Genomic DNA, 21,397 nt, shown 5'->3' with positions numbered 1-21,397 from the left:
CGCCGGGTGCGGACCCGGCGCCCCCTCGCGTCCTACTCCGCCAGCGCCGCCAGGATCCGCGCCCAGGAGCGGATGCCCTTGTGGAAGCTGATCAGGTCGTACTTCTCGTTCGGGCTGTGGATCTGGTCGTCATCCAGGGCGAAACCGACCATCACCGACTCCATGCCCAGGATGCTCTTGAACGAGCCGACCACCGGGATCGAGCCGCCCGAGCCGATCAGCATCGCCGGCCGGCCCCATTCGTCCTGTAGCGCCGCGCGGGTCCGGGTCAGCGCCGGGCTGTCGATCGGCAGCGTCAGCGCCGGGCTGCCGTCGCGCGACCAGAACTCGGCCGAGCAATCGGCCGGCAGCCGGGCCTGGACGAAGTCGTGGAAGGCGTCGCGGATCTTGGCCGGATCCTGGTCGCTGACCAGCCGGAACGACACCTTGGCGTGGGCCTTGGACGGGATCACCGTCTTGGCGCCTTCGCCGGTGTAGCCGCCCCAGATGCCGTTGACGTCGCAGGTCGGCCGCGCCCACATCCGCTCCAGCGGCGCGCGGTCGCGTTCTCCGGCCGGGATCGACAGGCCGATCTGGCCCAGCGAATCGGACTCGTCGAAGCCCATCGACTGCCACTGCGCCTTCAGCTGGGTCGGCACTTCGGCCACCCCGTCATAGAAGCCGGGGACGGTGATGCGGCCGTCGTCGTCGCGCAGGTCGGCCAGGATCCGGGTCAGCACATGGATCGGGTTGCGGGCCGACCCGCCATAGATGCCGGAATGCAGGTCGCGATTGGCTGCGGTGATCGTCACCTGCTCATAGACCATGCCGCGCAGGCTGGTGGTGATGGCCGGGGTCTTCGGGTCCCACATGCCGGTGTCGCAGACCAGCGCGAGTTCCTTCGACAGCTCCTCGCGGTGCTTCTCCAGGAACGGGATCAGGCTGGGGCTGCCGGATTCCTCCTCGCCCTCGCAGAACATGGTGATCGGCAGCGGCAGCGAGCCGGTCACCGTCTTCCAGGCGCGGCAGGCCTCGACGAAGGTCATCAGCTGGCCCTTGTCGTCCGAAGCGCCGCGGGCGCGGATTCGCTTGACCCCGTCGGCGCCGGTCTCGATCCGCGGCTCGAAGGGCGGGGCGTGCCACAGGTCCAGCGGGTCGACCGGCTGCACGTCGTAATGGCCGTAGAACAGCACCGCCGGGCCCGGGCCGGCCTCGGTCGCGTGCCCGACCACCATGGGATGGCCGGTGGTCGGCCGCACCTCGGCGGCGAAGCCGACCTCGCCCAGCGTGGCCGCCAGCCATTCGGCGGCGGCGCGGCACTGGTCCTTGTAGGCCGGGTCGGTGGAGATGCTCTGCAGGCGCAGGAACGCCATCAGCCGGTCGAGGCTGGCGTCGAGATCGGCGTCGATGGTCGACAGGACCTGGTCAAGCGTGGTCACGGCGGGAGTCCTCACAGGATCGGAAGCTGATCGACCCTAGCAGGGAAGCCGGGCCCGGTTCACCTGCCATCACGCAGCGGGGCGCGGGTCGCGGAAACACTGGCCGTCTCGGTTTCGTCGGACCTGTCAAGATCCCGTGTTTTGGGGGATTGCCGGGCACCGGCCCGAACCGTGATCTTGGGGATCTGTCGCCCGGATGCGGTTTCGGCATTGCCGGAGCTTGGCCCCACCGTGGCGAGGCTGGGGCCGGTTTGCGACCGGACATGGCCCGTCGGGCCAGGAGTCCCTTGCCGGATGCTCGCGGATCGGGGGGAGCGAAGGGTGGGGACGGTTGTCGGTTTGTGGAGGGATGAGCACGTGGCTTCGATTTTAGCGGTGGCGACCAGTCTGATCGCGGTGCTGCTGTGGCGCGCCGGTCCGGGTTTCGCCCTGGTGACGGGAGGGACGGTGGCGTCGGCCGCCATCCTCCTCCTGACCATGCCGTCATGACCGGCTTTCGCCAGGCCCGTGGGAGCGAGGCGACGAGGGCCGCCACCCGCCAAGCCGTCATCCTCATCTCGCTCCTGATCGCGGTCGATGGCGGCGGCCATGCCGCCGGTGCCCAGCAGCGCATGTCCGCCCTCGGCATCCTGCGCAGCGTCGCGGCCGACACCGCCCCGTCGGGATGGAGCCGGGCGTAGGGCCTAGCGCCGCCCGGCCATGTGGCTGAGGTAGCCGATGACCAGGTCGATCTCGCGGTCGCTCAGCTGGTCCGGCGGGAAGTCCGGCATCCGGCGGTCGGGCCAGGTCCGCACCGATCCCGGGTCGCGGATCAGGGCGTGCAGCGCCGCCGGCATCAGGTATTCGGTCGGGCTCAGCGGCTGGTTCAGGTCGGGCCCGACCTCGGCGGATCCGGCGCCGTTCAGCTTGTGGCAGGTCAGGCATTGGGTGACGAACAGCGCCTGGCCGGTGCGGATCGGGTCGGTCGCCGGCAGCGCCGCGTCGACCGCCAGCTGCGGCCAGCGCGCGGCCGGGGAGGGCTGGGTCGTCAGCCTGGCCATCTGGTACGGCCATTGCTCGGCCCGGATCATCCCGACCTGGTCGCCGGTCCACACCAGGTAGAACGGGCCGGCGCTGTACGTCTTTTCGGGCAGGGACGGCCAGGGCTTGTCCGCCGGCTCCACCGCCACCCAGGCCACCGCGGTCTTCGCGTCGGTGTTGGCCAGGAGGTCTATCGGCAGTTGCGCGGCGAAGCCGTCGGACGCCACCGCCTCGATCACGCTTTCGGCCGGCAGCGCCAGCCCGTCCAGCAGCGCCGCCAGCGGCACGGCGCGATAGGTCATGGCCCGGTTGTACGAGACATCCTTGCCGACCTCGACGGTCTTGGCATCGGGCCGGGCCAGCAGCTCGGCGCGGCTGAAATGCCGGCTCGTGCCGCCGATGGTGAGGTCGAGGCCCGGATCATCGGCGACGGCCGCCGTCGCGGACAGCATCAGGCTCCAGGCAACCAGCCCGGCGAACACCAGCGAGCGCATGTCTTCCCCCTGTTTTCAGGCGCCGTGATTGGTCCACGCGCTGCAACAGGAAATCATGCCTGCCGGTGAGTCGCCAGGACTCGATGGCGTCAGGCGGCCTTCCAGGCCGGATCGGCCGGGCGGATGGTGGTGTCGCCGGCCAGCAGCGGCGTCGCACCGCCCTCCAGCGCCTCGAGCCGCAGCAGCGCCAGGCCCAGCCCGTCGCGGCTCGACCGCATCTCGCCGACCTCGCGGCCGTCGCGCAGGATCGGCGTGCCCGATGCCGGGGCCGGGCCGTCCAGCAGCACCGGCGCCAGCCGCTTCTTCAGCAGGCCGCGATACTTGGTCCGGGCGGTCAGCTCCTGGCCCATGTAGCAGCCCTTGTCCCAGGCGATGGCGTTGAGCGAATCGTAGTTCGCCTCCAGCAGCACCGTCTTCTCCAGCTCCAGGTCGCGGCTGCCGTCGGGCACGCCCAGGGTCAGGCGCAGCCGGTCCCAGGCCTCGGGCCCGGTCTCGGTCAGGCCGAGGCCAGCCAGGGTCGCCTGCGCCGTCGCCCGCGGCAGCAGGGCCCGGGCGCCGAGCGCCGCCAGCCGGGCATCGACATGGACGACGCCGTCGGCCAGCGGCCGGGCGGCGCCGGCCTCGGCCGGCAGGTCCAGCGCTGCGCGGCCGGCCTCGCCCGGGATCGCGGCCACGGCCCAGTCCTCGGTGGCCAGGGCCAGGTCGACCTTCGACCGCAGCCGGTACATCCGCAACCGCCGGAACAGGTCGGCGCCGCGCCCGGCCTCGCAATCGATCAGCCAGGCATCGCCCACGGCGACGATATGGAAGTCGTGCAGGTACTTGCCCTGCGCCGTCAGGAAGGCGGCGAACATGGCGCGGTCGGCTGCGACCTTGCGCATGTCGTTGGAGACCAGCCCCTGCAGGAAGGCGGCCCGATCCTCGCCGGTCAGGCGCAGGACATCGCGGTCGAGAAGAGTGAATTCGGCCATGGCTTCGCCCGGTTGCGGTTCGGCATCTGCCGGAAGAGGTGGGGCAGGACGCGCCCGCATGCAAGCTTCCTGATCGACAATGTTCGCTTTTTGTTCTATATGAGGTGCGTTCAGTCGCCTTCTGCGGGAATCCCGGAATGTCCGTCCTGTCGCGACGGAACCCGCGGATTGCGGCGTGAAGGGGGCACAACGGCATCGCAAGACGATGCGCAACGCTGAGAGCATCATGAAGACGAAGTGGATTGTCGGTTCCGCGCTGATCGCCCTCGTCGCCGGAACCGCGATGGCGGCGACCCAGGATGCGCCGCAGGGCGGGTGGCGCGGCGGCTGGTTCCGCCAGCTCGACACCAACAAGGACGGTAAGGTCGAACGGACCGAAGTCTTGGCCTGGGCCGAGGCGCGGTTCAAGGCGCTCGACACGGCAGGTGACGGGGTGTTGACGAAGGATCAGTATGTCGACGCGATGATTGCAAAGATCCGCCCCCGCCTCGAACAGCGCTTCGACAAGCTCGATGCCGACAAGGATGGGAAGGTGACTGCTGCCGAATTCGAGGCGCCGGCTCTGGCCCGCTTCGACCGGCGCGACACCGGCAAGACGGGTGCTTTGTCAATCGATGACCTCAAGAACCACAGCAACTGACGCGTGGCCGAGAGCGACGATGCCCTGGTGGCGGCGGTGGCGGCGGGTGACGCCGCCGCCTGCCGCCGCTTGGTCGACCGGCATCTCGGGCGCCTGCTCGCCTTCGCCCAGCGCATGCTGGGCGGCCGCGCCGACGCCGAGGATGTGGCCCAGGACGCGTTCCTGGCGCTGTGGAAGGAAGCCGGGCGCTGGCGCCCCGACGGCAGCGCGACGGTGTCCACCTGGCTCACCCGCGTCGCCTACAACCGGTCGATCGACCGGCTGCGGCGCCAGCCTTCGGTGGCGCTCGACGCGGTGCCGGAGCCTCTCGACCCCGCGCTCGGCGCCGAAGCCAGGTTGCAGCGCAGCCGGGTCTCGCGCCGGGTCGCCGACGCGCTCGCTCTATTGCCCGAGCGACAGCGCGCGGCCATCGTGCTCAGCCACTATGAAGGGCTGGGCAACCGCGAGATCGGCGAGACGCTCGGCGTCGGGGTCGAGGCGGTGGAATCGCTGTTGTCGCGCGGCCGGCGCGCCCTCCGCCAGGCATTGGCGGCGGAACGGGCCGATCTGATGGGAGATCTTTGACATGGCCGAGATGACGCTCGATCGGTTTCTCGATCTGCTCGACCGGCACGGGCCGGTGATCGATCGCTGGCCCGGCCCCGACCAGGACGGGGCGGAAGCCCTGCTGGCGCAGTCGGCGCCCGCGCGATCGGCCATGGCGGATGCCCGGGCGGTGGCGACCGCCCTCAACGACCTCAGGGTGGCCCCTCCCTCGGCGGCGCTGCTGGGCCGCATCCTCGACGCCGCGCCCCGGCCGCGACGCTGGATCAGCGAGATCCTGTCCTGGCGCCCGGCGGTGGCCTTCGCCGCCGCGTTGGTGGTCGGCGTCTGGCTCGGCGCCATGGCGCCGACGCCTGTGCAGGCCAGCGACGACGACTGGTCGACCTTCGGCTTCGCCATGGCGGATGACGTGTCGTCGCTGGGGGTGTCGCCGTGACCACACGTTCCTGGCGCTGGGCTCTGGTCGCCTCGCTGGCCCTCAACCTGCTGCTGCTCGGCGTGATGGGCAGCTGGTGGTGGCGGATCCATGAGTGGCGGTCCGGCCGCGGGGCGCTGGGCGAGATCGTGGCGACGCTGCCCGAACCCGACCGCACCGATCTCGGCCGGCTGATCGACCAGCGCCGCGAAGAGGGCAAGGCCAATTGGGAGCAGCTCGGGCGGCTGCGCGATGCGGCCAAGGAGGCACTGGCCGCCGACCCCTATGATCCGAACCGGGCGGCCGCCGCCTTCGCCGCCCTGCGCGACAAGTCCAATGACCTGCGCGAGGACAGCCAGGCCACGCTGCTGCAGGTGGTGCCGAAGCTGTCGGCGCAGCAGCGCCGCCAGCTGATCGAACGCCGCGGCGCGCTGGGGCCGATGTGATCGGGCCCGCGCCGCACCGGCCTCAGCGCGGCATCCCGGTCAGCGGCAGGTAGGCGCCGGCGACCGACCCGTTCGCGCCGCAATAGGGCGGCGAGACGGAGGGATCGCCACCGCCCGGCCGCAACTCGTCCACCGTCAGGACCGCGGCGTTACGCGACAGCGTCAGCCCCCAGCCCTCATCGACCTTAAGGGCAAGCCGGCCGCCGGATTCGGTACCGCTGCCGCTGACGTCGCACACCCAGCGGGCGGCCAGCTGCTCGACGGTCTCGATGGAGACGGACAGCCGGTTCTTCGCATCCGGCTTGATCTCGACTGTGCCGAAGCCGTTGCCCCAGGTCCCGGCCAGGCCGGTCGGCGCCCCGGTCTTCACCTTGCGCGGGAAGGCGACGCGCTGCTGCAGCCGGGTTCCGAGATCGTGGAGGCGGTCGGCCTCGACCGTGTCCCCGAACCTGTCGTCGCGCAGCATGACGAAGGTCTGCTGGTCCAGCTTCAGCACCGCCGCGGCCTTGTCGTCCAACCCGCCGCGCAGCCGGCTGTACAGCCTCGCGATCTCGGCATCGGCCTGGGACAGTTCGGCGCTGCCGCAGATCGCCACCTCGGCCGCCGCCTTGGCCTTGCTGCAGTCGAAGGACGGCCTGGCGCCGGCCGGTGCGGCGGCGGGCGCGGCCGCTGCCGCTGCCGCCTTCGGTTCCGCCACCCGCCACAGCACCGGCCAGTCGCCCGGGAAGCCGCGGCAGCTGTCCTGCATGGCGAAGGATCTGAGCTGGAAGTCCTTGCCGTCGAACACCCAGACCGCCGATTCGCCGCAGTCGCCGGGGCCCCGGCCGCGGCCGGATGACGTCAGCTCGCCCTTGGCGGGATCGTAGTCGGTGTCGATGAAGCTGCTGGACGGTTCGCCCACCGGCAGCGGCAGGACCAGCTGCCGGGCGGCCTTGGGATCCCGCACCGGCACCCGGAAGAACAGATAGCTGGACTGGTAGGCCCCTTGGATGCATTGCAGCTGCACCAGGGCCTCGGTGGCGGTCAGCGCGATGGCGTCGTCGCGCTTGTCCTCGGCGAAGCACTCGCCGGCCGACAGCGCGGCCCGCTGCGATGCGCGGGTGGCGGCCGCCAGCGTCTGGACCGCCTCGGCGGACAGGGCCACGGGGGCGGGGGCCGGGGCGTTCAGCACCGGCAGGGCAGGGGCGGCCGGAACCGTGGTGGCCGGCGCGTCACCAAGGCGGACCAGCGCGGTGGTGGTGCCGACCCGGCCCTGGGCGTCGTCCATCGCCAGCAGCGCGGCCGTGACGCCGTCGAGCGACACGGTTCCCGCACTGCCCAGCCTCAGGCCCTGCGCACCCCGCAGCGCGGCCAGCACCGCCGCGGCGCCGTCCTGGTCGCGCAGCACCAGCCGATGGTCGGTGTCGCCAGACGACGCATCCGTCCAGCGCTCGGCCGGCAGCCTGGCCCCGCCCTGCAGGGCAAGGCCGGCCGCGGCGAAGCGGCCCTCGGCCTCCAGGCTGATCTCGATCGCGCCCTGCGGCCCCGGCTCGCGCGTCACCCGCACCACGGACAGGTGGTCGGCATCGTCCTCCTTCGGGAATCCCTTGGCCTCGCAGCGGCCGCCATTGTCGCAGGCGATCTGCCAGTCCTTGAACTCCTTGTACAGCGGCGTGGAGGGCTGGGCTGCGGCCCAGGCGGGCAGGGCGGCCGCACAGGCCGCGGCCAGGGCGATCGGGACGAGATGGCGCATGGGGGTGTTCCGCTGTCGGCAGGCGGGGAATGGCGGCGGTCGGGCAGGGGGATCAGCCCTGCGTCAGTTGTCGTTCCGCGGCGTCAGGATCAGCACGTCGAGATCGGCGGTCGGGGTGAAGTTGGTCTTGCGCATCTCGAACTGGGTCGGCGAGATCTTCTTCAGCCCGTCGGCGCAGAAGGTGACGAGGTAGTCGGGCGATCCCTTGTCGACCACCAGCCGGAAATCCTTGATCGGCCCGGCCCAGTTGGCGCCGGTCTTCAGGATGTAGGAGATGCGCTGGTCGCCGAATGGCGGGTTGTCGGCCTTGGCCGCCACCCGGGCCCGCTCCATCACGGCGAGGAAGCTCTTCTCGACGCAGTATTTGCGCAGGTACTGAACGTATTCGCTGTCGGGCTCGCTGCTGGGATAGGCCAGGGCGGTGCCGACGCCGCTGCCGGTGGCGGGCTTGTAGCGGTGCTCGATCACCACCTCGCGCCCGGCGGGGAAGGTCTGCTGGAAGTGGAAGGTGGTCTTCAGCGTCCAGGACGGCGCCAGATGCCGCTCCCAGCCCTTGCCGGCGTCGTACTCGTTGACCATGGCGAGGCCGAGCTTCTCCAGCTCGTCCCATTTCTCCTTCGGCAGGCCGTCGAGACCTTCATAGGTCGGGTCCGGATACAGCGGCACGCCCAGCTGCTTCAGCAGTGCGGTCTGGTCGACGCCGTTGCCGAAGGCCTTGGCCTCGATCTGGGTGGGGACGGCCTTGCCGTCGACCTTGGTCGAGAAGTCGAGGAAGTTCTCGCTGCCCTCATGCGGAATGCTGTTCAGCCCATCGATGAAGTCGAGGGTCACGTCCGGCGTGGGGAAGGCGACCGTGACCGTCTTGTCCCGCGCCGATCTGTTGAAGAAGTGGTAGGTGACCCGGATTTCCTTGGCCGAGACGAACAGGTCCTCGGACCGCATCTCGATGTCGTCGGACTTGGTCAGCACCAGGCCGCCGACCGCGATCTCGGCCGATGAATCATTGGCCCGGGCGGGGGTGCCGGCGGCGGCGAACAGGCCGGCGGCGAGGCCGATCGAGAGGATGGCGGACTGGGCTTTCACGATCGGCTCCCGGCAGTCGTTTCTTGCGGCAATTCACGCGGGACATCGGGCTTTTCTATGGCAGGCGTTGCCGCGCCGCAAACCTCCCGCACGCACCCACGCAGCCAGCGATGCGCCGGGTCGGCGTCCAGCCGCGGATGCCACAGCAGCGAGATCGTGATGTCGGGCGGGGCGACCGGCAGCGGAAAGCTGTGCAGCCCGGCCCGCAGGTTGCCGGTATAGCGTTCAGGAACGCTGGCGATCAGGTCCGAGGCCCGCGCCAGGGCCAGGGCTTCCGAAAAGCCGCCGACGACCGTCGCGATCTCCCGCGTCAGCCCCAGGGGCTCGAGGGCGTCGTCGATCCGCCCGCGGTCGAGCCGGCGCCGCGAGACCAGGATGTGCCGGCCGGCGGCATAGCGCGCCGACGTGATCTCGCCCCGGCACAGCGGATGCCCGATCCGCACGACCCCGACGAACCGGTCGCGAAACAGCGCCTGGGCGCGCACCTCCGGCCCCGTGGTCTTGCCGACGACGCCGGTTTCCAGATCGACGCTGCCGTCGCGCAGCGGCGTGCTGTCCTTGTCCGGCTTCGCCACGAACCGCAGCCGCGCGCCCGGCGCCTGTTCGCCCAGCCGCGCGATCAGGGCCGGCCCGAAATTCTCGACGAAGCCATCCATGTTCCGGAGCGTGAAGGTCCGCACCAGCCGCGTCAGGTCCAGCGTCTCGGCCGGGCGCAGCAGGGCTTCAGCCTCCCGCACGATCGGGCCAACCCGCTCGTGCAGCTCGATCGCCCGCGGCGTCGGCACGAGGCCGCGCCCGGCCCGGACCAGCAGCGGGTCGCCCGTGGTCTCCCGCAGCCGCGCCAGCGCCCGGCTCATCGCCGACGGGCTCAGCCGCAGCCGCCGGGCCGCGCGCGCCACACTGCCCTCCGCCAGCAGGGCATCCAGGGTGACGAGCAGGTTGAGATCGGGGGTCGACATGCGTCCACCCTAGCACGCTTGGCCCATGACATGGCGTTCGGTGCACGAATGAAGTGCAACTGGTGCGCGTTCCGCCATGTCGGCCGACCCACTACCTCTCCGGCAGCTCCGTCCCCGGGGCCGCCAGAGAGGACGTTGATGTTGAAACCGATCACCGAACACCCGGCCGGGGCATCCGGCGACGCGACGTCGGCACCCTCGGTCCGCTGGGCCCTGGCCGGGCTTTCGCTCTCCATGCTGATGCCCTCGCTCGACACCAGCATCGCCAATGCCGGACTGCCGACGCTGGCGCATGCGTTCGGCGCCTCCTTCCAGGACGTCCAATGGGTTGTCCTCGCCTATCTCCTCGCCATCACCGCCCTGATCGTCAGCGTCGGGCGGCTCGGCGACATCATCGGCCGCCGCCGGCTGCTGCTGGGCGGCATCGGCCTGTTCACGGCGGCCTCGCTGCTGTGCGGCGTCGCCCCCACGCTCTGGCTGCTGGTCGCCGCCCGGGCGGTGCAGGGGCTGGGGGCGGCGATCATGATGGCCCTGATCGTGGCCTTGGTGCGCGAGACGGTGCCGCAGGAGAGGACCGGCAGCGCCATGGGGCTGCTCGGCACCATGTCCGCGATCGGCACCACCCTGGGGCCTTCGCTGGGCGGCGTCCTGATGTCCGGCTTCGGTTGGCAGACGATCTTCCTGGTCAATGTGCCCTTGGGAATCCTGAACCTCCTTCTGGCCTGGCGCACCCTGCCGCGCGACCGGCGGGCGGCGAGGGCCGACCGGCCCGGCTTCGACATGCTGGGCACGCTGCTGCTCGCCCTGACGCTCGCAGCCTATGCCCTGGCGATGACGACCGGGCACGGCCATTTCGACCGGCTCAACCTGGTCCTGCTTGCAGCCGCGGTGCTGGGCGCCGGCCTGTTCGTGCTGGCGCAGGCGAAAGCGGCATCGCCCCTGGTCCGGTTGGTGATGTTCCGCGACGCGGGCTTGAGCTCCAGCCTGGTCATGAACGTCCTGGTCGCGACTGTGATGATGGCGACGCTGGTGGTCGGGCCGTTCTACCTCTCGCGCGGCCTTGGGCTCGAAACCGCGCTGGTCGGGCTCGTGCTGTCGGTCGGCCCGGCCATCTCCGCTCTCAGCGGCGTCGTCGCCGGCCGGATCGTCGACCGGTTCGGCGCGTCCACCATGGTCGTCACCGGGCTGGTCGAAATGGCCGCGGGTGCCGCTGCCTTGACCGTGCTGCCGCAGAGCTTCGGCGTCGCGGGCTACATCGCGGCCATCGCCATCCTGACGCCGGGCTACCAGCTGTTCCAGGCGGCCAACAACACCGCCGTGATGACCGACATCCCCGCGGACCGGCGGGGCGTCGTCGCCGGCCTGCTCAGCCTGTCGCGGAATCTCGGGCTGATCACCGGCGCCTCCGTCATGGGCGCTGTGTTCGCACTGGCCGCCGCGACGGTCGACATGACCACGGCGCGCCCCGAGGCCGTGACCGCCGGCCTGCGGGTCACCTTCGCCGTCGCGGCGATCGCGATCGTCGTCGCGCTCGTCCTCGCGGTGGGCAGCCGCGCTCTGGCAACCCGGCCGGCGCTCTCCGAAGACGCATCGTGACCTACCGCGCCAGGCGCAGCCGGAAGCGGAACTGGAAGGTCCCTTCGCACCACATCGGGAAGTTGGTGCCCCATTTGTTGTTATGCAGGTTGATCCGCACGCCGCCGGAGAAGTCGGGCAGGCCGGGGGCGAAGGGCATGAAGGGCGACGCGGCCGGGGCCGCCAGCGGCGCGTCGAGCGATTCGAACCCGATCGCGGCGCCGTCGGCGCCCCGGGCCAGGATGCCGGACACTGCCTGCAGCTGGCCGCCGCCCTTGGGGGTGATGCGCTCGGCCGGCTGCCACAGGCCCATCTTGCGGAACGCCCAGCTCTCGGCCCCGGCCGGGGTGAAGCTCAGGAAGCTCGCCTCCGGCATCCGGTTCGCCGGCTTGTCGCGCAGCACCAAAGCGAGTTCGAGCTCGTCCTCCGCCGGGGCCAGCCGCAGTTCGGCCCGGCGCGGAGCGCCGAACGCGGCATGCGCCTCCTCGGGCAGGTCCAGCAACAGGGTCAGGGCGTCCCCGTCCTGCGCCAGCCCGGCGAGGCGCGGCCGCCAGATGGCGGAGCGCGCGGTCTTTGCCCGGTCCAGCCCCGGCTTGTTGTGGTCGAGCACCGCCCATTCGGTCCAGTTGGTCAGGTAGCCCTGCATATGGGCGGCGACGTCGGCTGCGTCGTAGCTCTCATAGGCATAGGCGATCAGGCTGCCGCCGATCCCGGCCAGCGTGCGGCCGTCCGGCGTGCTCACGGTCGTCACTGTCCCGCTGCCCGCATCGATGCCGACGCGCCAGTCGCCGACCGGGGCGTCGATGGTGGCCGTCGACGATGGGGTATCGCCGGCGGCCGGCTGGTTCGGCTGCAGCTCGGCCAAGGCCTTATCTGCAACCTGCCGGTCGACCGATGACAGCGGCGCGATCGCGGCGTCGAGATAGGCGCGCTGCTCGGCCCAGGAGCGTTCGGTGAAGCGGAAACGCGGGTCGCTGCGGCGGGCGGCCTCGAACTCCGGCCGGTCCCAGGCCGCCTCGTCGCGCAGGAAGGTCTTGATGTCGACGCCGCAGGTGTGTTCGGCGACCATCGCCAGCCGGCGCCCGAAATCCAGCCGGCTGTCGGTCAGGTCTTCCCCGGCGAAGCGGTCATAGACCCGCTGCAGCGCCAGGAAGCGGGCGGTCTTCTCCGGATCGGTGGCGCTGCCATGGATCCAGCTGTCGCCGATCTCGCGGTCGACCAGCGGGAAGCGCTCGCGCTGCGGCCAGATCGCCGCGGCGAAGTCGTCCAGGGTCGAGGCCCGGATCAGGTCGCCGGGCTGGGCCACCCGCAGGTCGCGGTGGCACTCGGTGGCTGCGGCGATATTCTGCGGCCCGACATTGTCCATGGTGTGGGCGAAGCTCAGCCCCTCATCCATGCCCTCGGGGAAGAAGGTGGCGCCGTAGCTGCTCTGATAGGCCACCAGCACCTCCTCGCCCGACGGCGCGCGCCAGCGGAACAGGGGCGGCACCTCGGGCAGGGTCGAGGCCGAATTGACGCCGATGTGCAGGAAGCGGATGCCGGCCTCGGCCAGCAGCGGCACGATGCCCAGCGGATGGCCCGGCACATCGGTCATCTTGGCGGCGATGGTGGTGGTGCCGAAGCGGCGGTCCAGCGCCTGGGAATAGGACAGCCCGGCCCGGAACAGGGCCGGGGACATCAGCTCGGTGTGGGTAGTGAAGGGCAGGCCGTGCCAGCGGATCAGGCCGCGCTCGATCGCCTGCTCCAGCCGCCGCACCTTGTCGCGCGGCTGGGTCTCGAGATGGTCCCAGATCAGCCAGGCGCCGGTGGTCCACACGAACATGCGCTGGGCCGGGTCCTCGGCGAAGAAGTGCTCGCCGGTGTCGATCGCCCGGGGGATGAAGACGTCGTGGTACTCGCGCCGCACCGTCTCGGCCAGATGAGTGAAGCCGATGTCGAGATGCGTCTTGAAGACGAGGTGGATCGTCCTGCCGGTCATCGTCCTGTCCATGATGGCGTAATGGGTCAACCCACTGTGCCGCGCACGACCAGCTTGGTGCGGATCGTCTCGGTCAGGGGCGGTGCGGTGCGGTGCTGCAGCCGCTGCAGGATCAGCCGCACCAGGGCGGCGACCCGCTCCTCGACGTCGATCTTGATGGTGGTCAGGTCGTAGCTGCGCCACGCCGCCTGGTCGATGTCGTCGAAGCCGACGACGCTGACCGCGTCGGGCACGCGCAGGCCCAGGCTGTGGCGCAGGGCGTCGAGCGCGCCGAAGGCGCTGACGTCGTTGGCGGCGAAGATCGCCTCGGCGCCGGGGCCGGCCCGGAACAGCTCCAGCGTGGCGTCGTAGCCGCGCTGGTAGCTGAAATCGCCCTCGATCACCGCGGCCGGCGGCAGGCCGCGCGCCGCCAGCACCTGCTGCAGCGTGCGCAGCCGCGCCACATTGGCCTGGGCCTTGGGATGGCCGGCGAGATAGGCGATGCGCCTGCGGCCGAAGCCGGACAGCAGCGCCACCGCCTGCTCGATGCCGTCGCGCTGCAGCACCCGCAGGCAGTCGAAGCGATTCATCGCCGATTCCGGCGGCGGGCCGGGGTCGGTGGCCTCGTCGGGATAGTCGACATAGACCGGCACCGCCTGATCGAAGGCGCGGTGCAACTGGTCCGGCGGCACGTTCTCGGTGAACACCACCACACTGTCGGGATTATAGGCCCGCATGTAGGACAGCAGCTTGGGATCCAGGCTGCGGTCGATCTGGGTCTTGAACAGCAGGGTGGCGAAGCCGCGGGCCTGCAGCGCCGTGGTCAGCGCGTCGATCTCAATGCTTTCCCAGGGGCTGCAGACATGCGGCACGATCACGCCGACCAGATGCGACCGCTGGGTGGCCAGGGCGCGGCCGGCCATGTTGGGGACGTAGCTCAGCTCCTCGGCGATCTGCAGCACCAGGGCCCGCTTGTCGGCCCGCAGTGGCGCCTTCGGATTGAAGGCGCGCGACACCGCGGCGCGCGACACCTGCGCCCGGTCGGCCACGATCTCGGCGATGGATTGCCCCTTCCGGGTCCCGTCCGCGCTTCCCACCTGGTCCTCTGCCGATCGATTGAAATCGCTTTCATCGAAGACTGGGGCGGAGGCCGCCGGACTGTCAAGCCGGGCCGTATGCCCCGGCCGAATTTCCCTCAGATTGGGCAATGTGAGGGCAGTGTGGGTAATCTCGAGGGGCCGAATATGGGGAATTCTCGTCTCGTCCAAGAGTGGTGGCAGCGCTGTTGACGACGGATTGAAAGCGTGTTCACTTTTGCCCAAGGCCGCGTCCCGAACCGAAGGACGCGCCCGCCATGGGAGGAGAGAGCGCATGACCGCACATCGCCTGGGACTGCTCGCCATCGGCCTCGCCGCCACCCTGTCCTGGGGTGCGCCGGCCCGGGCCGCCGACCTGTCGATCGTCTGCCGCTGCATCGATGGCGGCGTGAACGCCGAACTGGCCCGCTGGATCAAGGGCTGGGTGATTCCCGAATACGCCAAGACCTCCGCCGGAGCCGGCGACACCGTCACGCTGAAGCAGTTCGGCGGCACCGATGAGCAGCTGACCCAGCAGCTGGCGCTCGACTTCTCGACCGGGGCCGGCGCCGACATTTCCAGCTTCGACGGCTTCCTGATCCCCAGCTTCGTCGAGGGCGGGCTGCTCAAGCCGCTCGACGAGATCGCCGGATCGGAGGTCGACAGCTGGGACGGCTGGCCGCACATCTCGGCCGGCGCCCAGGCGCTGATGTCCTACCAGGGCAAGCGCTTCGGCCTGGCCGAGGGCACCGATGTCCGCGTCATCTTCTACCGCCGCGACCTGTTCGCGAAGGCCGGGCTGAAGGCCGATGGCTGGCAGCCGGCCAGCTGGGACGAGTTGCTGGCGACCGCCCGCGCCCTGAAGAAGGCCGCTCCCGACAGTTTCCCGCTGCAGATCAACGCCGGGGTCTCGATGGGCGAGGCCACGACGATGCAGGGCTACTACCCGCTGCTGCTCGGCGCCGGCGAAGCGCTGCAGGACAAGGACGGCAAATGGATCACCGCCAGCCCGGCGATCCTGGCGGCGCTGAAGCTGTACAAGACGATCTATGTCGACGAGCAGCTGGGCGACCAGCGGGCGCAGCTGCTGGCCGATGGCCGCAACCGCAGCTTCGCCAATTTCCGCGACGGCAAGACCGCGATGCTGGTCGAGGGCGACTGGTTCTACCGCTCGGTCACCGCACCCGGCAGCGAGTTTGCCGTGGCCGATCGCGACCACACCATGGGCTGGGCCAAGATCCCGGCCGAGGGCGCCGGCCGCGGGCTGGACGGGCGCGACTTCGTCACCATCTCCGGCGGCACCGGCTTCGTGCTGAACCCGAACACCGCCAATCCGAAGCAGGCCTGGGCGCTGCTGTCCTTCATGAACAGCCAGAAGGCGCTGACAGCCTATCAGGGCTTCGAGGAGCGGATCCGCATTCGCGACGACGTGCCGGTGCCGAACTCCGCCTTCCTGCAGCAGACCGCCAAGGCGCTGATGCCGATCACCACGGCGCGGCCGAACGACCCGAACTACGACAAGGTCTCGGCCGAGGCGCAGCGCATGACCGAAGCCGTGGTCTCCGGCAACGCCACGCCGGAGGAAGCGATGGCCCGCTACGGCGTGGCGGTGAAGAAGATCGTCGGCGACGCCAACACCGTCAGCAAGAGCTGAGGGTGAGGCCCCGCTTCGTAGGTTGGGTTCGCGGACGCGAACCCAACATCGGCGCCGGTTCGGGGGGATGGGTGTTGGGTTCGCCGACGCGAACCCAACCTACGCCGCCAACCCCTCCTGCGACGGGCGGGGAGACTCCATGATGAAGCGCGCCACCCTGCTGACCGCCCGCACCGGGGCGGCGTTCATGGTGCCGGCCGGGGTGCTGGTCGGGCTGTTCGTGGTGGTCCCGTTCTTCTGGATCATCGCGGTCAGCTTCACCAACCGGACGCTGCTGGGCCGCACCGCGCTGCACCCCGATTTCGTCGGGCTGCAGAACTACACCTCGCTGTTCGACAGCAGCTCGTTCTTCGCCCCCGGCGAATTCGGCGCCTCGCTGATCCTGACCATCCAGTTCGTGCTGCTGTCCGCCCTGGTCGGCCAGGCGGTGCTGGGCCTCTTGCTGGCCTGGCTGCTGCAGAACATCCCGCCGGCCCTGAAGGCCGCGGTCCAGGCGGCGGTGGTGGCGGCCTGGATCCTGCCCGAGGTGGTGATCGGCTTCGCCTGGTTCGCCTATCTCGACCGCGACGCCGGCACCCTCAACGGCGTGCTGCACACGCTCGGCCTGCCCGGCGCCGACTGGCTGCTGGACATGCCGTTCCTGGCGATCGTGGCGTTCAACACCTGGCGCGGCACCGCCTTCTCGATGATGCTGTTCTCCTCGGCCCTGCAGTCGATCCCGCCGAGCTATTTCGAGACCGCCAACGTGGTCGGCGCCTCGTCCTGGCAGAAGCTGCGCGACATCGCCCTGCCGCTGATCCGCGGGCATGTCGTCACCGACCTGATCCTGGTGACGATGTGGACCTTCAACGTGTTCACGCCCTTCCTGCTGACCGCCGGCGGCCCGTCCTTCCGCACCGAGATCCTGTCGATCTACACCTACCAGCTGGCCTTCAAGCATTTCGAATTCGGCCGCGGCGCCGCGGTCGGCGTCGTCATCATGCTGATCAACCTGGCCTTCGCCCTGGTCTATCTCGGCCTGGCGCGGCGGCGCCGGGCGGTGCGGGAGCATTGAGATGCCGCTGCGCAAGCTGGTGATCCGCATCCTGTTCTCCGGCGTGGCCGCGCTGATCGGCCTGGTCTTCGCCCTGCCGCTTCTCTGGTTCGTGCTGGCGCCGTTCAACGCCCGGGCGGAGCTCGGCCTGGCGGTGCCCGATCCGTTCACCCTGGCCAACTTCACCAAGGCCTTCGACAACGGCTTCGCCATGCGGGCCCTGCTGAACAGCCTGATCCAGAGCGTCGGCGGCGTCGCCCTGGTGACGGCCGCAGCGACGCTGGCGGCCTATGCCATGTCGCGGGCGCCGATCCCGGGCAAGGGCCCGATCACCTATCTGCTGCTGCTGTTCTCCTCCGTGGTCTCGGGCTCCGCCGCGATGGTGCCGATCTTCCTGATCGTCAGCGCCATCGGCCTGATCGACACCCACATCGCCGTCATCCTGGTCTTCGCCGGCGGCCTGCTGCCGACCGCGATGTTCATCCTGCGCGACTTCATCGACGGGCTGCCGCGCACCTATGAGGAATCGGCCCTGGTGGCCGGCGCCTCGCCGCTGCGCGCCTTCTTCGACGTCGCCCTGCCGGTGATCCGCCCCGGCGTGGTGGTGGTGGCGGTGTGGGCCTTCGTGCAGATCTGGGGCAGCTTCCTGATCCCCTTCGTCCTGCTGCGCAGCGAATCCCGGATGCCGGCCTCGCTCGCGATCTATTCCTACTACTCCGAGGCTGGCACCCCGATCGTCACCCTGCTGGCCGCCTATGCCGTAGTCTATTCGGCGCCGGTGGTGGCCCTCTACCTCTTCGTCAGCTGGAAGTTCGGGTTCCGGTTCTTCGGCGGCATCAAATCATGACAGTGCGGGAGTTCTGATGGCTTCGGTCAGCTTCGAGGGCGTGCAGAAGGCCTTCGGCACCCTCACGGTCGTGCGCGACATCAGCCTCGACATCGGCGACGGCGACTTCGTCTGCCTGCTCGGGCCGTCCGGCTGCGGCAAGACCACGACGCTGCGCATGGTGGCGGGGCTGGAACAGCCGACCGCCGGCCGCATCCTGATCGGCGGCGCCGACGTCACCCACAAGCCGCCGAAGGACCGCAACCTGTCGATGGTGTTCCAGGACTACGCGCTGTACCCCCACATGTCGCTGGGCCAGAACATCGGCTATCCCCTGAAGGTGCGCGGCGCCCCGGTGGAAGCGCGGCGCGGCCGGACCCAGGAGGTGGCCGACATCCTGCAGATCGGCCATCTGCTCGACCGGCTGCCGTCGCAGATCTCCGGCGGCCAGCAGCAGCGCGCCTCGCTGGCCCGCGCTTTGGTCCACCCGTCCCAGGTCTACCTGTTCGACGAACCGCTCTCCAACCTCGACGCCAAGCTGCGGCTGGAAGCGCGAGCCTTCCTGAACCACCTGCAGCGCGACATCGGCATGACCGCGGTCTACGTCACCCACGACCAGGCCGAGGCCATGGCGCTGGCCACCCGGATCGCGGTGATGGAGGCGGGGGAGGTGGTGCAGTACGCCCCGCCGCTGGAGGTGTATCGCCGCCCGGCCACCACCTTCGTCGCCGGCTTCGTCGGCAACCCGCCGATGAACCTGGTGCCAGCCGAGGCCACCCTGCGCGACGGCGCCGCGATCCTGGTGGCGGAGGGGCTGCAGGCGCCGCCGCTGCCGCTGTGGGACGCGCTGGCCCGGGCGATCGACCGCAACGGCCGCGTCACCCTCGGCATCCGGCCGGAGCATCTGCGCATCGCGGGCGACGAGCCGGGCTGGCGCCTGTCGGGCGGGCTGTTCGCCAATGAGGGCATGGGGCCGGAAAGCCTGGTGACCATGCTGATGTCGGGCGACCGCCGCGTCACCGCCCGGATCTTCGGCGACGACCCGATCCAGCTCGGCCGCGACGTGCGGCTCGGTTTCCGGCCCGAGGATGCGGTGATGTTCGACGCCGAGGGCCGGCGGATCCCGGGGGTAGAGGAGGGGGCGCGGTGAGCTTCGCCGGCCGGCACGACCAGGCGCTGACCGTCCGGGTGACGGCGGCGGATGCGGCGGCCGGGCCCTATCTGCCGGTGCCGGTCGAGATCCCGGCGGGCACCACCCGGATCGACGTCGCCATGGCCTATGCCAAGGCCGGCGACTGCATCATCGACCTCGGCCTGATGGATCCGCGGGCCACCGGCTTCCCCAGCCCGGCCGGCTTCCGCGGCTGGAGCGGCGGCGCCCGCGACAGCTTCTTCGTCGCCACCGACGACGCCACCCCCGGCTATGTCCCAGGCCCGATCCCGCCCGGCGCCTGGACCATCCTGCTCGGCCTGTACCGGGTGCCGTCCGGCGGTGCCGAGGTGGCGCTGTCGATCCAGCTCGACGACGCAGCGCGGCCGCTGTGGTCGCCCGAACCGGCGGCGGAGGTCGACGACCCCATCCCCGGCTGGTATCGCGGCGACCTGCACTGCCACACCCATCACAGCGACGCCAAGGGCGCGCCGGAGGTGCTGCACGAGGCGGCGCGGCGGGCCGGCCTGCGCTTCCTGGCGGTGACCGACCACAACACCACCACCCAGCGCCGCTATTTCGCGCCGAGAAGCAGCAAGGACCTGGTGTTCATCCGCGGCGAGGAGGTCACCACGGCCGAGGGCCACGCCAACGTGTTCGGCGCCGATTCCTGGATCGACTTCCGGATGACGGCGCCGGCCGATGCGCACCGGCTGGCGGCCATGGTCCACCGCGCCGGCGGGCTGCTGTCGATCAACCACGACAAGCCGCCGATCCCGTGGCGGCACGAGCTGCCGATGCTGGACTGCATGGAGGTCTGGCAGTCGCACTGGTTCACCGGCAACTGGATCTCGCTGGCGCGCTATGACGAGCGGCTGCGGGCCGGGTGGCGCATCTCGCTGATCGGCGGCAGCGACTGGCACCAGCCGGCCGCGCTGGCGCCGCCCGGGCCGCTCGGGCTCGGCCGGCCGACCACGGCGCTGTGGCTGCCGGAGCTGTCGGAGGCTGCTGTGCTGCGGGCTGTGCGGGCTGGCCGCGGCTATGTCACCGAAGGGCCGGACGGGCCGCATCTCAGCATCACCGCCGACGGCGTGCCGATGGGCGGGTCCCATCCCGGCGAGGGCAGGTGGATGGTGGAGGCGGAGATCCGCGGCGCGGCCGGCGACCGGCTGGTCTGGGTCGACGCCGGCGGCATCGTCGCCGAGCAGGAGATCCCGGAGGACCGCTGGACCGCCCGCCTGACCCTGCCGTCGCCGGACCGCTTCCTGCGTGCCGAGATCGTCGCCGAGGCCAGCCGCGACCGGCTCGAGGCCGAATTCCTGCAGGCGCTGCAGGGGTGTAGCCTGCCCGCCGGCGTCACCCGCCAGGACATCGCCACCCAGCCGCTGCGCCGGGCGCTGAGCAATCCGGTCTATGTCGACCGCGGGACCAGGCCGGGCTGACGCCAGCCTCGGATGGTTTCGCCCTCAGGTCACGCTGCGCTCCAGCGCCGGGATCTGCCGCAGCCGGGCCGCGTCCCGGCCCGGCGGGGCGCCGAACAGGCGGCGGTATTCGCGGCTGAACTGCGACGGGCTGTCATAGCCGACGCTGAAGCCCACGCTGGCGACGTCCTCGGCCGCCGCCAGCAGCCGGGCGCGGGCCTCCTGCAGCCGGATCTGCTTCTGGAACTGCAGCGGGCTCATGGTGGTCACGCCGCGGAAATGTCGGTGCAGCGACGTGGTGCTCATCCCCGCCACCCGGGCCAGATCCTCGATCCGGAAGATCTCGGCATAATGGGTGCGGATCCAGCGGATGGCCCGGCCGACCTGCGACAGGCGGCTGTCGGCCAGGCCGATCTGGCGCAGCATGGCGCCATGCCCGCCGGTCAGCAGCCGCCACAGGATCTCGCGTTCGATCATCGGGCGCAGCATGGCGGCATCCTGCGGGCGGTCCAGCAGGCGCAGCAGCCGCACACAGGCCTCGAGCAGTTCGGGCGGGGCGTGGCTGACGGCCATGGCGGGAGATTCGGCGGCGAAGCGGTCGTCGCCATCCATCTCCAGCAGCAGGGCGGCGATGGTGGCCGGATGCAGCGCCATGCCGAAGGCCAGGAACGGCTCCTCGGCGCTGGCCCGGGTGACATGGCCGGTCAACGGCAGGTCGAGCGACACCACCATGTGCTGGCCCGCGCCGTATTCGAACACCCTGCCGCCCAGCACCGTCCGCTTCGCACCCTGGACGATCACGCCGAAGGCCGGCTCCGAGATATGCTGGACGGGCTCGGTGGTGATGGGCGACGCCATCACCCGGACGCCGGGCAGGGCCGTGGCCATGCTGCCGGGGACGGCGTGGCGGGTGATCAGCGAGCGCAGTTCGGCAAGCGGTTCCATGGTCCCATTCCGCCAGCACGCCGCGCAAAGCACAAGCCG

21 protein-coding genes are annotated in these 21,397 nt (G+C 70.7%); 12 read left to right on the top strand and 9 right to left on the bottom strand.

Annotation, left to right across the window (positions count from 1 at the left end; genetic code table 11):
- Positions 1 to 32 precede the first annotated feature (32 nt).
- The gene (locus AB4112_RS21715; RefSeq protein WP_441722976.1) at positions 33 to 1,418 is read right to left on the bottom strand and encodes a dipeptidase; all 1,386 of its coding nucleotides are present in this window, start codon (positions 1,416 to 1,418) and stop codon (positions 33 to 35) included.
- 357 nt (positions 1,419 to 1,775) lie between these two features.
- Here AB4112_RS21715 and AB4112_RS21710 point away from each other — a divergent pair, with 357 nt between their 5' ends.
- Both AB4112_RS21710 and AB4112_RS21705 read left to right on the top strand, forming a co-directional pair.
- Positions 1,776 to 1,907 carry a hypothetical protein gene (locus AB4112_RS21710; RefSeq protein WP_309801134.1) on the top strand — a complete coding sequence of 44 codons (132 nt, stop codon included), beginning with the start codon at positions 1,776 to 1,778 and terminating at the stop codon, positions 1,905 to 1,907.
- Complete coding sequence (locus AB4112_RS21705; protein ID WP_309801135.1) at positions 1,904 to 2,098, top strand: hypothetical protein; 195 nt, start codon at positions 1,904 to 1,906, stop codon at positions 2,096 to 2,098. The genes AB4112_RS21710 and AB4112_RS21705 overlap by 4 nt, the downstream gene beginning before the upstream one ends.
- 3 nt (positions 2,099 to 2,101) lie before the next feature.
- Here AB4112_RS21705 and AB4112_RS21700 read toward each other — a convergent pair whose 3' ends face one another.
- Both AB4112_RS21700 and ygfZ read right to left on the bottom strand, forming a co-directional pair.
- Positions 2,102 to 2,932 (bottom strand): c-type cytochrome, encoded by an 831-nt coding sequence (locus AB4112_RS21700; RefSeq protein ID WP_441722974.1) that lies wholly within the window; start codon positions 2,930 to 2,932, stop codon positions 2,102 to 2,104.
- An 89-nt stretch (positions 2,933 to 3,021) separates the two neighbouring features.
- On the bottom strand, positions 3,022 to 3,903 hold the full coding sequence (ygfZ, locus tag AB4112_RS21695) for a CAF17-like 4Fe-4S cluster assembly/insertion protein YgfZ (RefSeq protein WP_441722972.1): 882 nt from the start codon (positions 3,901 to 3,903) through the stop codon (positions 3,022 to 3,024).
- A 226-nt stretch (positions 3,904 to 4,129) separates the two neighbouring features.
- Here ygfZ and AB4112_RS21690 point away from each other — a divergent pair, with 226 nt between their 5' ends.
- The 4 genes from AB4112_RS21690 to AB4112_RS21675 are packed head-to-tail and all read left to right on the top strand — an operon-like array spanning position 4,130 to position 5,947.
- The gene (locus AB4112_RS21690) at positions 4,130 to 4,543 is read left to right on the top strand and encodes an EF-hand domain-containing protein (protein ID WP_309801142.1); all 414 of its coding nucleotides are present in this window, start codon (positions 4,130 to 4,132) and stop codon (positions 4,541 to 4,543) included.
- A gap of 3 nt (positions 4,544 to 4,546) precedes the next feature.
- Positions 4,547 to 5,107 carry an RNA polymerase sigma factor gene (locus AB4112_RS21685; protein WP_309801143.1) on the top strand — a complete coding sequence of 187 codons (561 nt, stop codon included), beginning with the start codon at positions 4,547 to 4,549 and terminating at the stop codon, positions 5,105 to 5,107.
- Position 5,108: 1 nt separating this feature from the next.
- Entirely contained in the window at positions 5,109 to 5,522 is a 414-nt protein-coding gene (locus AB4112_RS21680; protein ID WP_309801145.1) for a hypothetical protein, read from the top strand.
- Positions 5,519 to 5,947, top strand: coding sequence for a periplasmic heavy metal sensor (locus AB4112_RS21675; protein WP_309801148.1), 429 nt, complete (start codon positions 5,519 to 5,521; stop codon positions 5,945 to 5,947). The genes AB4112_RS21680 and AB4112_RS21675 overlap by 4 nt, the downstream gene beginning before the upstream one ends.
- Positions 5,948 to 5,969: 22 nt before the next feature.
- Here AB4112_RS21675 and AB4112_RS21670 read toward each other — a convergent pair whose 3' ends face one another.
- The 3 genes from AB4112_RS21670 to AB4112_RS21660 form a co-directional block, all read right to left on the bottom strand.
- Positions 5,970 to 7,679 carry a DUF1176 domain-containing protein gene (locus AB4112_RS21670; RefSeq protein WP_441722969.1) on the bottom strand — a complete coding sequence of 570 codons (1,710 nt, stop codon included), beginning with the start codon at positions 7,677 to 7,679 and terminating at the stop codon, positions 5,970 to 5,972.
- Positions 7,680 to 7,742: 63 nt separating this feature from the next.
- Positions 7,743 to 8,762, bottom strand: a complete 1,020-nt coding sequence (locus AB4112_RS21665; RefSeq protein ID WP_441722967.1) for a DUF4424 domain-containing protein — start codon at positions 8,760 to 8,762, stop codon at positions 7,743 to 7,745.
- Positions 8,759 to 9,721: a LysR family transcriptional regulator gene (locus AB4112_RS21660; RefSeq protein ID WP_309801157.1), complete on the bottom strand. Its 963-nt coding sequence runs from the start codon at positions 9,719 to 9,721 to the stop codon at positions 8,759 to 8,761. The genes AB4112_RS21665 and AB4112_RS21660 overlap by 4 nt, the downstream gene beginning before the upstream one ends.
- 138 nt (positions 9,722 to 9,859) lie before the next feature.
- Here AB4112_RS21660 and AB4112_RS21655 point away from each other — a divergent pair, with 138 nt between their 5' ends.
- On the top strand, positions 9,860 to 11,317 hold the full coding sequence (locus AB4112_RS21655; protein WP_309801159.1) for an MFS transporter: 1,458 nt from the start codon (positions 9,860 to 9,862) through the stop codon (positions 11,315 to 11,317).
- A 1-nt stretch (position 11,318) separates the two neighbouring features.
- On the opposite strand, the gene AB4112_RS21650 is transcribed toward AB4112_RS21655, so the two are convergent.
- The gene (locus AB4112_RS21650; protein WP_309801162.1) at positions 11,319 to 13,274 is read right to left on the bottom strand and encodes a DUF5054 domain-containing protein; all 1,956 of its coding nucleotides are present in this window, start codon (positions 13,272 to 13,274) and stop codon (positions 11,319 to 11,321) included.
- A 26-nt stretch (positions 13,275 to 13,300) separates the two neighbouring features.
- A complete protein-coding gene (locus AB4112_RS21645; RefSeq protein WP_441722964.1) occupies positions 13,301 to 14,350 on the bottom strand; it encodes a LacI family DNA-binding transcriptional regulator in 1,050 nt (349 codons plus the stop codon).
- A gap of 274 nt (positions 14,351 to 14,624) precedes the next feature.
- On the opposite strand from AB4112_RS21645, the gene AB4112_RS21640 reads away from it, so the two are divergent.
- The 5 genes from AB4112_RS21640 to AB4112_RS21620 all read left to right on the top strand — a co-directional run bounded on the left by AB4112_RS21640 (position 14,625) and on the right by AB4112_RS21620 (position 20,434).
- On the top strand, positions 14,625 to 15,983 hold the full coding sequence (locus AB4112_RS21640; protein WP_309801166.1) for an extracellular solute-binding protein: 1,359 nt from the start codon (positions 14,625 to 14,627) through the stop codon (positions 15,981 to 15,983).
- Positions 15,984 to 16,122: 139 nt separating this feature from the next.
- A complete protein-coding gene (locus AB4112_RS21635) occupies positions 16,123 to 17,037 on the top strand; it encodes a carbohydrate ABC transporter permease (protein ID WP_309801167.1) in 915 nt (304 codons plus the stop codon).
- Between the two features lies 1 nt (position 17,038).
- Entirely contained in the window at positions 17,039 to 17,863 is an 825-nt protein-coding gene (locus AB4112_RS21630; RefSeq protein ID WP_309801169.1) for a carbohydrate ABC transporter permease, read from the top strand.
- 16 nt (positions 17,864 to 17,879) lie between these two features.
- A complete protein-coding gene (locus tag AB4112_RS21625) occupies positions 17,880 to 18,992 on the top strand; it encodes an ABC transporter ATP-binding protein (protein ID WP_309801171.1) in 1,113 nt (370 codons plus the stop codon).
- Positions 18,989 to 20,434: a CehA/McbA family metallohydrolase gene (locus AB4112_RS21620; protein WP_441722961.1), complete on the top strand. Its 1,446-nt coding sequence runs from the start codon at positions 18,989 to 18,991 to the stop codon at positions 20,432 to 20,434. Before AB4112_RS21625 ends, AB4112_RS21620 begins: the two co-directional genes overlap by 4 nt.
- Positions 20,435 to 20,458: 24 nt before the next feature.
- On the opposite strand, the gene AB4112_RS21615 is transcribed toward AB4112_RS21620, so the two are convergent.
- A complete protein-coding gene (locus tag AB4112_RS21615; protein WP_441722959.1) occupies positions 20,459 to 21,358 on the bottom strand; it encodes an AraC family transcriptional regulator N-terminal domain-containing protein in 900 nt (299 codons plus the stop codon).
- Between the last annotated feature and the right edge of the window lie 39 nt (positions 21,359 to 21,397).

Origin of the sequence: Inquilinus sp. 2KB_23, assembly GCF_052115705.1 — a bacterium.
In the GTDB taxonomy this organism is placed as follows: domain Bacteria; phylum Pseudomonadota; class Alphaproteobacteria; order DSM-16000; family Inquilinaceae; genus Inquilinus; species Inquilinus ginsengisoli_A.
The sequence above is the reverse complement of the archived record's forward strand: the minus strand, read 5'-3'. Positions and strand labels throughout refer to the sequence as shown.